9 protein-coding genes are annotated in these 11,470 nt (G+C 67.7%); 5 read left to right on the top strand and 4 right to left on the bottom strand.

Features of this window, described 5'->3' with window-relative positions:
- Nucleotides 1-306 precede the first annotated feature (306 nt).
- Nucleotides 307-1,545: a glycosyltransferase gene (locus CSC74_RS15720; RefSeq protein ID WP_162315444.1), complete on the top strand. Its 1,239-nt coding sequence runs from the start codon at nucleotides 307-309 to the stop codon at nucleotides 1,543-1,545.
- Nucleotides 1,546-1,698: 153 nt separating this feature from the next.
- On the opposite strand, the gene CSC74_RS15725 is transcribed toward CSC74_RS15720, so the two are convergent.
- From CSC74_RS15725 to CSC74_RS15735, 3 genes are all read right to left on the bottom strand, one after another.
- On the bottom strand, nucleotides 1,699-2,631 hold the full coding sequence (locus CSC74_RS15725; RefSeq protein WP_162315445.1) for a hypothetical protein: 933 nt from the start codon (nucleotides 2,629-2,631) through the stop codon (nucleotides 1,699-1,701).
- Between the two features lie 2 nt (nucleotides 2,632-2,633).
- Nucleotides 2,634-2,969 (bottom strand): PadR family transcriptional regulator, encoded by a 336-nt coding sequence (locus tag CSC74_RS15730; RefSeq protein ID WP_170865794.1) that lies wholly within the window; start codon nucleotides 2,967-2,969, stop codon nucleotides 2,634-2,636.
- Nucleotides 2,970-3,064: 95 nt separating this feature from the next.
- On the bottom strand, nucleotides 3,065-3,409 hold the full coding sequence (locus CSC74_RS15735; RefSeq protein ID WP_162315446.1) for a hypothetical protein: 345 nt from the start codon (nucleotides 3,407-3,409) through the stop codon (nucleotides 3,065-3,067).
- On the opposite strand from CSC74_RS15735, the gene CSC74_RS15740 reads away from it, so the two are divergent.
- The 4 genes from CSC74_RS15740 (at nucleotide 3,408) to CSC74_RS15755 (ending at nucleotide 6,271) form a co-directional block, all read left to right on the top strand.
- Nucleotides 3,408-3,551 carry a hypothetical protein gene (locus tag CSC74_RS15740; RefSeq protein ID WP_162315447.1) on the top strand — a complete coding sequence of 48 codons (144 nt, stop codon included), beginning with the start codon at nucleotides 3,408-3,410 and terminating at the stop codon, nucleotides 3,549-3,551. The genes CSC74_RS15735 and CSC74_RS15740 overlap by 2 nt on opposite strands.
- A 72-nt stretch (nucleotides 3,552-3,623) precedes the next feature.
- Nucleotides 3,624-4,748 (top strand): sensor histidine kinase, encoded by a 1,125-nt coding sequence (locus CSC74_RS15745; RefSeq protein WP_162315448.1) that lies wholly within the window; start codon nucleotides 3,624-3,626, stop codon nucleotides 4,746-4,748.
- Nucleotides 4,745-5,521 carry a LytR/AlgR family response regulator transcription factor gene (locus CSC74_RS15750; RefSeq protein ID WP_162315449.1) on the top strand — a complete coding sequence of 259 codons (777 nt, stop codon included), beginning with the start codon at nucleotides 4,745-4,747 and terminating at the stop codon, nucleotides 5,519-5,521. Before CSC74_RS15745 ends, CSC74_RS15750 begins: the two co-directional genes overlap by 4 nt.
- Nucleotides 5,522-5,734: 213 nt before the next feature.
- Nucleotides 5,735-6,271, top strand: coding sequence for an outer membrane beta-barrel protein (locus CSC74_RS15755; protein WP_162315450.1), 537 nt, complete (start codon nucleotides 5,735-5,737; stop codon nucleotides 6,269-6,271).
- A 262-nt stretch (nucleotides 6,272-6,533) separates the two neighbouring features.
- On the opposite strand, the gene CSC74_RS15760 is transcribed toward CSC74_RS15755, so the two are convergent.
- Nucleotides 6,534-11,459 (bottom strand): autotransporter domain-containing protein, encoded by a 4,926-nt coding sequence (locus tag CSC74_RS15760; protein ID WP_211369665.1) that lies wholly within the window; start codon nucleotides 11,457-11,459, stop codon nucleotides 6,534-6,536.
- Nucleotides 11,460-11,470: the final 11 nt, after the last annotated feature.

Below are 11,470 nucleotides of genomic sequence, written 5' to 3' on the forward strand. Positions count from 1 at the left end.
ATATCAGGATGACGAAGACGCGCGACACGGGCAATCAGCGCGTCGCGCAGTATCGGCAGCGCATGGACCCATGCGGTTGCCGTGCGACGGATCGGGAAACAGGAAAGCCGCCGAATGTGGCGACCGTGCATCCGGCCTGCAGTGCAGGTTCGGGGAATGCCGCCTTCCCCGGGCTGCACAGATGCATCGCAAGCCAGGCCTCCACCTCGCCTTGCGCGCGCCGGTTTGTGGCCTGGCCCGCAAGAAAGTACGGTAAGGGCACTCGCCGTCGACAGGCCGGCGCTGTTCGAGGAGCCGCAACCGGTCATGAAATACATCGCCATCACCTATGGAACGGAGGGCGACGCACGCCCGCTTGCGGCGCTGTGCCGCGCGCTGATCGATGCCGGCCACGAGGCCAGGTTGCTTGCCGACGCCGCAACGCTCGGCAGCGCCCACGCGCTGGGCGTGCCCACCACGGCGCTTGCCGGCGACATCAAGGGCGCGCTGCAGCCGGGTGGCGGCATCTCCGGTGTAGTCGCCGGAGGCGACGGTTTCACCGCCACCGCGAAGGCCCTGGCGCGCATCGCCAATGCCAACACCGAGGCGTGGCTGCGGACCACGATGGATGCGGCGGCCGACGCGGGCTGCGATGCATTGATCGTTTCGGGACTGGCGGCGTTCGTCGGCCTATCGGCCGCCGAGCGCCTGGGAGTGAAGGCGATCGGCACCGGCCCGATCCCGATCACGCCGACCGCAGCGTTCCCCTCGCCGTTCCTGCCGCCCGCGTACGTGCCGCGCATGCTCAACCGCGCCAGCCACCGCTTCGTCAACGCGATGCTGTGGCGCGCCTTCCGCAAGGCGACCAACCACGCACGCGAACGCGTCTGCGGGCTTGCGCCGCGCGGATCGGTCTGGACCGACCACCCGATGCTCTACGGCGTTTCGCCGGCATTGCTGCCGCGGCCCGGCGACTGGCCCGCCAATGCGCATGTGTGCGGACAATGGAGCATGCCCACGCCGGAATGGTCGCCGCCGCAGGCCCTGCAGGATTTCCTGGGCGCGGGCGAGGCGCCGGTGTACGTCGGTTTCGGCAGCATGGTCGGTTTCGACCGGGAGCGGCTGCCCGATGTGGTCGCCGAAGCCGTCGCCGGTCGGCGCACCCTGTTCAATCCCGGATGGAGCGGCGCGGACACCGCGGGATTGCCGGACAACATTTTCGTCGTCGGCGAGGCGCCGCACGCATGGCTGTTCCCGCGGACCTCGCTGGTGGTGCATCACGGCGGTTCCGGCACCACGCATTCCGCGGCGCGCGCGGGCGTGCCGTCGGTGGTGGTGCCGTTCGCGGGCGACCAGCCGTTCTGGGCCGCGCGGCTGCGCGAAGCGGGCGTGGCCGGGGACCCGGTGGACGCAACGCCATTGCGCCCCGTCACGCTCACGCGCGGGATCGAGTTCGCCGAACGCGCCGGAGTGCGGGCGCGCGCCCGCGCGCTTGGCGAGGCGATGGCGAAGGAAGACGGCCTGGCCACCGCAGTCCCGCTGATCGAGGCGCTCGCTTCGCGCTGACGATGTGTCTGCCCGGAGCGGAGTTGGGCAGCGTGAATGAATCCGTATCGACCCTGATTTTCGTTGCCCGGACAATCCCCGGACAAAGCCGGACCAACTCGTTATCGCGCGAAGCACCTGCAGGCGCTTCGCGCGTCGCCGGTCCCGGATCCGTCAGTTCGGCGCCGGCCTGACCTGGCGGTACCGCTTGATGGCGAAGTCGTACAGCATGTAAGCGATGCCGAGCACCAGGAAGAACTTGACCACCTGGTCGCTGGCCTGCGCCTTGAACACCGGGCCGTCCAGGACGATCCACGCCATGGCCGCGCAAGTGGCCAGGGCCAGGCCGGTTTCGATGCGTCGCAGCAGGTCCGACCAGTGGCCCTTCACGATGACGGTGGCGAACAGGGGAATATTGAGCGCGAGCAGCAGCAGCATCCACGGCGCCTGGCGTCGCAGGAACGTGTCGGTATAGGTAAGCGCCTGATACGCCGCGGGCGCCGCTCGACCGTTCCAGAAGAAATCCAGCACCCATCGCGGCTCGATGAGCACGTACAGTCCGCACAGAATGCCGACCAGTGCCGTCGTCATGGCAACGCGGCCTCCGTAGAGACGATCGCCCGCACGCGGTTTCCACGCAGACGTTTGCGGTCGGCGGCGGCGGGCCCAGGCAGCCATGCCGAACCACACCACCAGCACGCCCGGCCACCACAGCGAAGGAATCGCCGTGCCTGTCCACCACTGGCCAAGCAGGTTGAGCACGTCCCCTGCCGAACCGATGGGTTGCCCCAGGCGGATCAACAACCCGAGGAACCAGATGATCGCCAGTCCGATGACCGTCACCCGCAGGAAATTGTGCCCATCCGCCGGATCGATGATGGTCAATGCCGGGCGATAACGCGCGGCCACTTCGTCGGGATGGCCGAAGGTCTGCAGGAATTCGGTCGCCATCGTCGCATCGACGCCGCGCCCGGCGGCATCGGCCTTGTCCTGCAAGCCTTCATCGATCAGTGCGCGCAGTTCGAACGCCACATCGTTGCGCTGCTTGCGTGGCAGCTGCACGGCTACGTCGGTGACGTAGGACTCGATCACGTCATTCGCATTCATCGTCAGTCCTCTTTCAGGAGTCGGTCCATGGCGGTGTTCATGCCCTGCCACGATTCGGTGAGCCTCTTCAGCAATTTGCGTCCGTCCGCATTCAGCGAGTAATAGCGACGCGGCGGCCCGTCCTCGATCTTCCATTCGCTTTTCAGCACGCCCTGCGCTTCCAGGCGGCGCAACAGCGGATACAGCGTGCCCTCTTCGATCGGCATGCCCCGATCCGCCAAAGCCTGCCGCAGCTCGTACCCGTAACGGGGCTTGCGCAGCTGCGAAAGCGTGGCCAGCACCACCACCCCGCGCCGCAGCTCGAGCTCCAGTTTTCCGAAAGCGTCCATATCACCCATGGGCCACACAGTACTGTGCGTTGCACAGTATGTCAATCCCCCGTCCCGGCCGGATCACCCTCCCGTGTCCGGCCGGGCCCGCATCGGCGAAATGGTCATTGCCCGGGTATGCGGGGCAACGGCCGGATGCGCACGGTGCTGTAGCGGCAGAGGTCGATGTCGCGGTAAACCATCGCCCGGCCATTGCCGAACGTGAAGCGCAAGTCGTACCTGCAGCCTTCCCCGGCGACCTGCACCGTGGCCGAGTCGCCACCACCGCGCAAGGGAGCCCCGAGCGACGTTTCCCGGAATGCATCGCTACCCGGAATGGCCGTCTCGAACGCAGTGACGCTGTCGTGCGCGCGGTTGACGAGGTCCACGTAATGGGTCGGCTCGTTGGCACCGGCCTGGGTGGCGAGGGTGGACAGCAGGCCCGCGAGGGCGATGCGGATCGGGGTCATGACGATGGTCTCCGGCTCGATGGGTGATCGCCGGGCATCGCGTGCGACGCATGGTGCGAACCGGCACGTCCATCAAGCCGCCGCAGGGATCTTCGCGAAAGCGATCCGGGACGAATCGTCGTTGCGCCGCTGCGAATCGTAATGATGCGTCGCGGCGCTTTCCAGCGTTGCTCGCCACGCCTAGGATGGCCATGCACCGCCACGGACACCCGGAATGAAGATCCAACTCGGCAACACGGAAATCGGCCTTTCCCGCTACCTCGCCCTGTGGACGATGGTGGTGGTCGTGTTCGCGGTGCAGCGGTACATGAACGATGCGCTTGATGGGCCGTTATGGTCGGTTTCCGGCTACCTGCGCTGGTCGATGATCCAGTGGTACACCTGGGCCGCACTGGCGCCGCTGGTGTTCCGGCTGGGCGAGCGCTACCCGATCCAGTCGCCGCTGCGTTTGCGCATGCTGGGGATGCCGCTGCTGGCGAGCGTGGGCGTCACCCTGCTGGCGCTGGTCATCGGCGCCCTGGTCTCGACCGTGTTCGAACCCACCTCCTTCGGCCAACAGCTCCGGTATTACCTGAGCATGCATTCCGCCACCGGGCTGTTCACGTACTGGGCGCTTTTCATCATCCAGCAAGCGATGCATTTCCACGCCGAAAAGACCCGCCGCGAGGTCGAAGCCAGCCGGCTCGCCACCGAGCTTGCGCAATCGCGGCTGCTGGCGCTGAAGTCGCAACTGCAACCGCATTTCCTGTTCAATACGCTGCACGCCATCATGACCCTGCTCGATGAAGACAAGGTGTCGGCGGAGGACATGCTGTTGCGCCTGAGCGAATTGCTGCGCGCCTTCCTGGAGGACTACGACGGGCAGGAGATCAGCCTGCGCCAGGAGCTGGCCCTGGTCGAACTTTACCTGGGCATCCAGCGCAAGCGGTTCAAGGACCGGCTGACCACGCGTATCTACATCGCGCCGGATACGCTGGACTGCGCCGTGCCCAGCCTGTTGCTGCAGCCGATCGTCGAGAACGCGATCCGCCATGGCATCGGCCAGCGCGTCGGCGGCGATTGCATCGAGATCGAGAGCCGGCGCGAAGCCGGTACCCTTTGCATCGACGTGCGCAACCGCAACAGCACCCTCGCCCCCGGACCCGCCGACCCGACCGGACATGGCATCGGCCTCTCGAATACACGCTTGCGGCTGAAGGAGCTGTATGGCGACGCCGCGCAGGTGCGCCTGGACATGATCTGGCCCGAAGGCGTGGCCTGCCGCATCCGCGTGCCGTTCCGCGAACTGGAGGGGCCCGACGACGCGCCCGAATTCTCGCCGGAGCCGGAGCCTGCATGAGCATCGGCGCGCTGGTCGTGGACGACGAACCGATCGCCCGCCACGCGATCGTACGCCTGCTGCGCGACGACCCGGAGATGGAATTGCTCGGCGAGTGCGGCGACGGCGTCTCGGCGGTCGCGGCGATCCGCGACCAGTCGCCGGACCTGGTCTTCCTCGACATCCAGATGCCGGCGATCAGCGGCATCGACGTCGTCGCCACGATCGGTGCGGAGCACATGCCGGCGACGGTATTCGTCACCGCTTTCGAGCAGTACGCGGTGCGCGCCTTCGAGGCCAACGCGGTGGACTACCTGGTCAAGCCCTTCAGCCGCAAGCGCTTCGCCGAAACCCTGCAACGCGCCAAGAACCGACTGGCATCCGGCACCGGCGGGGCGGCGCCGGATGCGCGGATCCTGCAGGCGCTGGAGGCGCTGCGTCAGCGCGACGACTACCTGGAACGCATCCCGGTGCGCGTCGACGAGGCCGTCGTCTTCGTCGCGGTCGATGAGATCGTGTGGATCAAGGCAAGCCGCAACACCGTGCTGATCCACCTGGCCGACCGCACGCATGAACTGCGCGAGACCATGGCCACGCTCGCCGCGCGCCTGGATCCGCGCCATTTCGCCCGCGTGCACCGCTCCGCGATCATCAACGTGCGCCGCGTCCGGACCATCCATCCCTGGTTCAACGGCCACCACGTGGTCACCATGGATACCGGCCAGCAATTGCGCATGAGCCGCTACCAGCACGAAGCCTTCCTGCGATTGGCGACGACGCGACGCGACGCCTGAGGCGTCACGGCTTCACGCAATGCGTCGTGAATGCACTCCCTCCTGATTGGACCGCCCGCGGGACATTGCTTCCCTGATTCCGCACTTTTGCGCTTCCACTGCGCACCCATTTCATTCCTGCAGCGATGGCTGTCCAGGCATTCCGCCGGGACCCGTCGCACGGAAATCGCCGCTCCCTCCCCACTGCGATGTCCGCTGCAGGAGTTCAATGCAATGACCCACAAGAAAATGCTTTCCCGCACCCTGTTCGCCGTCCTGATGAGCGCCGCCGCTTTCGGTGCGCAGGCGGCCGAGACCACTGGCTTCTATGCCGGCGCCGGCGCCGGTCAATCCTTCGTCGACGAAGCCAGCTACGACGACGAGGACACCGCGTTCTCCGCGTTCGGTGGTTACCAGTTCAATCGCTGGTTCGGCCTTGAGGCCGGCTATGCGGATTTCGGCCAGCTCGAACCCGGTATCGCCGGCGCGGACTTGGAAGCCAGTTCCGTCTATCTCACCGCGGTCGGCACGTTGCCGTTCACCGAGAAGTTCTCCGGCTACGCCAAGGCCGGCTTGCAGCGCTGGGACCTGGACACCGCGATCCCCGGCCTGACCGGCACCGCCGATGACAGCGGCACCGATCCGACCTATGGCGTCGGCCTGCAGTACCGCTTCAACGACGCCGTCGCGCTGCGTGGCGAATACAGCCGCTACGAGATCGAGGACCTGGATGCCGACCTGGCCCAGTTGCAGGTGCGTTTCGACTTCTGATTCCGCCACACGCGACGCAAGGCCGCCGGTTCACGCCGGCGGCCTTGTTGCGCAGGATGGGCCCTGGCCCATCATTGATCGCATTGGCCACATCGCACCGGAACCAGCAGCGGTGGGCCGAGGCCCACCTTGCATGCTTCCGCCGCGAAGCGTGCGGCCTGGTTGCCGGTCCGGATCGATCACCGGCGATGCAGGCCCGTAGTCGCCGCGGCCCCGCATCGGTTGCGGGATCGCGGCGCATGCTGGCGTGATCGCTCCGCGCTCAGAATGCCCAGTTGAGCGTGATCCGCGCACCCTGGTCGCGGGTATCGCTGGCGAAGCGGCCGACGTAGCTCGCATCGATCACCACCTGCGGATCGGCCTGCCAGCGCAGCCCGGCATCGAACGCGAACGCGTTGTCGGCGATCGGCGTGCCGGCGATCGTGAACGTGTCCGAACCCGTGAGGAAGCGCGCGTCGTTGAGCGGGACATCGCCGCCGCCGAAGGCATGCATCCAGCCCACGCTGCCCTGCCATTGCACGGCATCCTGGCTGCCGAACGCCGCCGTCCAGCGCGCGCCGACGGTCGCATAGGTGCGCTCGCAGCTGGCGGCATCGACGTGCAGCGCGGCATCGCCGCCGGTTTCGTCGAAGGCGTCGCTGCGGACCTTGACCTGCGCAAGATTGAGGAACGGCGCCAGGCTGCCGCGACTGAACGCGAACGCATGGCTGCCATCGAGGTAGACCTGCGTGGTGCGGGCGTCGTAGTCGGCTTGGGTCAAATCGGCATATCCGCCGAAAGCGACGATACGCCTGCTGCCGGCCTGTTGCCGGCTGTGCGCCGCGCCGCCCTGCAGCAACAGGCCGCCGGCCTGGATGCTGCCGTACAGGCCCAGGTGCCGGCTGTCGATGTCGACCACGGACGCGCGCGCATCGGCGCGCGCGGTGAGCTGTCCAGTTCCGATCACGGCACCGACGCGGGCCTGTTCGGCGATGGCGATGTCGGCGCCGATCGCGAACCCGAGCGCGTCGCCGCGCATCGCATCCGCATTGCCGTCGCTGTCGCTGCGCGCCCAATGGCCCCAGGCCGCAGTCCACGCACCAGCACCGTTGCCCGCCACCTGCAGATGCTGGTTGATCGCTTCGCGCAGATAGCGGCTGTCGTCCAGCAACGCGGTGCGGGCACTGGCGTGCACTTCGCCCGATAGCGCATCGAAGGCCGGTGGCGCGCTGTCGGCGTCGAGCGTGGTCAGCGCGACGTAGGCGGTATTTCCCCAGTCCAGGCCGTCGGCCGCTGCCGCGGTGGCGCGCTGGTTGCGGGTGCGGGCCGCACTTGCGAAAGCGGTGTCGTTGCGCTGCAGCGACAGGGTCACCGTATTGGCGCCGTAGCCCAGGATCGGGTCGAGGAACAACAGGCTAGAGGTCGCGCTGTCGAACTCGCCGCTGACGCCGCCGCCAGCGGTGAGGATGGTGTAATCGGTACGCGGCATCCAGTTGCCCGATTGCGCCAGCACCAGCGTGCTGCCGTCGAGCGTGGCGACGCCGTCGACCACCAGCAAGTCGGCCTGGCCATCGGCATTGGCTTCGATCGCCAGGGTGCCGGTGGCGGTCTGGGTATAGTCGCCATGGATCGTGAGCGTGCCGATGGAAGCGCCCGGCGCGAGCGTACCGGCATTGAGCACGTCGCCACCGATGCTGCCATGGCCGCCGAGCGTCGCGCCGTTGGCCACATCGACATCGCCGCCAAGCGCCGCACCGTTGCCGGCGACGCTGCCGACGATGACGCCGCCCGATTGCACATCGGTATTGCCGGCAAAGGCGCTGCTGTCGCCATCGAGCACGAGTATGCCGCTGCCCTGTTGAACCAGTGCGCCGCTGCCGGAAATCGCGCCTGCGAAGGTGATCGCGTCGCTGCGATCGAACGCCAGCACCGCGTCATTCGCGACATCGCCGGAGATCGCGCCGGTCGTGCCGCCAGCGCCGACCTGCAAGGTGCCATCGGCGATCGTGATGCCCGCCGTGGCGAGGTCGCGATCCAGCATCCATGTCCCGTTGCCGTCCTTGGTCAGCGCGCCGGAAAACGTGGTCGCTCCGCTGACCGCGTCCGAGTACAGCTGCGTGCCGCTACCCTCCAGCGCGAGCGTCGAGGCCGTGTTGTTGCCGATGTACAGCCCGCCCTGCAACGTGCTGCTGCTGAGCAGCGTCACTGCATTGAGCGCGTCGGCATCCAGCGCCACGTCGCCGATCAGCGCGCCTGCATTGGTCAGGTTGACCGTGCCGCTGGCGAACACCGATACGCTGCTGTTGCCGCCGATGATGCTGGAACCGGCCGAGTTGCTGATCGTGCTGGCTCCGGCCAGGGCGATGCCCGAGGCGCCGCCCTGGATGGTGGCGCCACCCTGGTTGGTGATGGTGCCGCCCTGATGCAGGATCACGCCGTAACTGCTGGCGCCGGTGCCGCTGATGCTGGCCCCGCCCTGGTTGGTGATCGTGCCGCTCTGCGACATCCGCACGGCGACGGAGTCGCCGCTGATGCTGGCGCCGCTCTGATTGATGAGCGTGCCGCCCTGGATCATCAGGACGCTGTCGTACGTACCGCCATGGATGCTGGCGCCATTCTCGTTGGTCACCACACTGTCCGGGCCGCCATCGGTGACGAGCGCATAGCCGGCGCCTTCGATACGGCTGGCGCCGCCGTTGTTGACGACCGTACCGCCGGTGATCAGCCACAGCCCGATGGAATCGCCCGCGATGCGGCCGCCATCGTGATTGGTCACGGTCGCCATGCCGCCGTTGGCGATTACGCCGATTTCCGACGTGCCCGTATGCGATAGGGTGCCGGCGTTGTCCAACGTACCGCCGTTGTTGAGTGCGATCGCATTGGCCAGCGCGATACCGCTGTCCACCTTCAGGGTGGCGCCCTGGTTGGCGGCGTTGTCCACCGTCACGCTGCCGCTGCCCAGCGCCGCATTGCCGGCGACCTCCAGGGTGCCGCCATTGACGGTAGTCCCGCCGCTGTAGGTATTGGTCCCGGTCAGGACCAACGTGCCCAGGTCGGTCTTGACCAGGCCGTCGCTGCCGGCGATGACGTTGCCGAGGGTCGCGGTCATGTCCGCGCCGGCCGCGCTGCCATCGCCCACGCGGATCACCGGCGTCGCGCCGCCGTCCGCGACCAGGGTCAGGGCATCGCCGGTGAGCGCATAGCCGTCGCTGGCGAACTGCATGCCGGTGGCGCTGACCGCGCCGCTGCCGTCGTCGATGGTCACGGTGCCGGCCACGCCGCCGAAGATGGCGAAGCCCGGCTGCGGCTGCATCGCCGCGGTGATGCTGCCGGTGGCATCGGTCCAGGTCATCGACGTGGTCGACCAGGTACCGTCGCCGCCACCCAGTTGGGTCGTGCTGGCCAGGCCGTTGCCGTTCCAGAAGTCGAGCGTCACTCCGGTCGAGTCGATCAGGTTGATCTGCTTGTCGCCGGTCAGGGTCTGCAACTGGAAGTTGCCTGCCGGCAACGTGCCGAACACGAGTCCGCCATTGCTTTGGCTCAGCGTGCCGCCCCAGCCGAAGAGGTTGTACAGGCCCGGACCCATGCCACCGGCGTCGGTGACGTTGAGCACCGCGCCATCGAGGATGAGGTCGCCACCGACGACGACGCTGTCGCTGGAGCCGAACGTGGCGAAGTCCGCACCCGGCGCGCCGAACTCGAAGTCGAGCACGCTGCCCTGGGCGAGCGACAGGTCGCCGCCGATGGTCAGCGTGCCGATGCTGTTGCCCGGGGCCAGGTGCGCGCCAGCGACGAGCGAGACGTCGCCGCCGATGCTGCCATGGCCACCGAGGGTGGCGCCGCTGGCGACGTCGACATCGCCGCCGAGTGCGGCGCCGTTGCCGGCCGTGCCGCCGACGATCAAGCTGCCCGACAGTACCTCGGTGGATCCGGCGAAGGCGCTGCTGTTGCCATCGAGAATCAGCGTACCGCTGCCGAGCTGCTGCAAGCCGCCGCTGCCGGAAATCGCACCGGCGAAGGTCAGCGCATCGCTGCGATCGAAAGCCAGGATGCCGTTGTCGACCACATTGCCGGTGATCGAACCGCTGGTGCCGCCCGCGCCGATCTGCAGCGTGCCGGCGCTGATCGTGGTGCCGCCGCCGTAGCTGCTGCTGCCGGTGAGCACCAGCGTGCCGGTGCCGAGTTGCTGCAAGCCGCCACTGCCGGAGATCGCACCGGCATACGCAATGTCATCGCTGCGATCGAAGGCCAGGGTGCCGTTGTCGACCACATCGCCGGTGATCGAACCGGTGGTGCCGCCATCGCCAACCTGCAGCGTGCCGGTGCTGATCGTGGTGCCGCCGTCATAAGTGTTGCTGCCGGTCAGTACCAGCGTGTCCACGCCGGTCTTGATCAGCGTGCCGGTGCCGGAGATCGCACCGGCGTGAACGCCTGCGCTCGCCTGGTCGAACACCAGCGTCGCGTTATTGGTCAGGTTGCTGCCCTGCAGGCTGGTGCTGTCGCCGACCAGGGTGCCGGCACTGATCGTCCAGTTCTGGCTGGCAGTACCGGTACCACTCAGGGTCCAGGTGCTTGCGCCGGTCTTCTGCCAGTTTGCGAAACCACTGGCGCTGTCGACCGCGAACACGTTGCCGCCCGCCGCATCGGCATCGCCGCCCAGGCGCAGGGTGTCGCCGCCGTTGCTGGTGCCGCTGCTGCTGACGATGGCGCCGGTGAAACTGGCACCGGCCTGGAGTTCCAGAGTGTTGCCGCTGCCGGAGAATTCGACCGCGTTGGCTGGTCCGAAACCGCTCGTGCCACCACTGATGCTGCCGGCATTGACCACCACGCTGTCGCCGGTGGCGACCACGCCGGCACCGCCAGCGCCCGCGCCCCCCTGACTGCCGCCGCCATCGCCACCGCCGAGGTTGCCGCTGCCGCCAGTACCGGCAGGGAAGCCTCCGCCGCCGCTGACGTCGCCCCCGCCGCCGCCGATGACGCTGCCAAAATTGGTGAAGCTGAACTGGCTGCCGGCCACCCCGCTCCCTCCGGCGCCGGTACCGTGGCCGGCGCCACCGGTCAATGTGCCGCCCTGTTGGTTGGTGAGAGTGAAGTCCGTACCGGCGACGCCATCACCGCCGCTACTGCCGAGAAGGAAACCGTAGCCGCCATCGCCGCCATCGCCGCCAATGACGGTGCCGGCGTTGTCGAAGTCGAACCCGGTTCCCACCACGCCACCGC

It is taken from the genome of Pseudoxanthomonas yeongjuensis, from assembly GCF_010093345.1.
Classification (GTDB): Bacteria; Pseudomonadota; Gammaproteobacteria; order Xanthomonadales; family Xanthomonadaceae; genus Pseudoxanthomonas_A; species Pseudoxanthomonas_A yeongjuensis.

Bases quoted from the DNA above. Each gene is read 5' to 3' on its own strand.
- CSC74_RS15720 (WP_162315444.1), top strand. From the start codon at position 307: ATGAAATACATCGCCATCACCTATGGAACGGAGGGCGACGCACGCCCG.
- CSC74_RS15725 (WP_162315445.1), bottom strand. From the start codon at position 2,631: ATGAATGCGAATGACGTGATCGAGTCCTACGTCACCGACGTAGCCGTG.
- CSC74_RS15730 (WP_170865794.1), bottom strand. From the start codon at position 2,969: ATGGGTGATATGGACGCTTTCGGAAAACTGGAGCTCGAGCTGCGGCGC.
- CSC74_RS15740 (WP_162315447.1), top strand. From the start codon at position 3,408: ATGACGATGGTCTCCGGCTCGATGGGTGATCGCCGGGCATCGCGTGCG.
- CSC74_RS15735 (WP_162315446.1), bottom strand. From the start codon at position 3,409: ATGACCCCGATCCGCATCGCCCTCGCGGGCCTGCTGTCCACCCTCGCC.
- CSC74_RS15745 (WP_162315448.1), top strand. From the start codon at position 3,624: ATGAAGATCCAACTCGGCAACACGGAAATCGGCCTTTCCCGCTACCTC.
- CSC74_RS15750 (WP_162315449.1), top strand. From the start codon at position 4,745: ATGAGCATCGGCGCGCTGGTCGTGGACGACGAACCGATCGCCCGCCAC.
- CSC74_RS15755 (WP_162315450.1), top strand. From the start codon at position 5,735: ATGACCCACAAGAAAATGCTTTCCCGCACCCTGTTCGCCGTCCTGATG.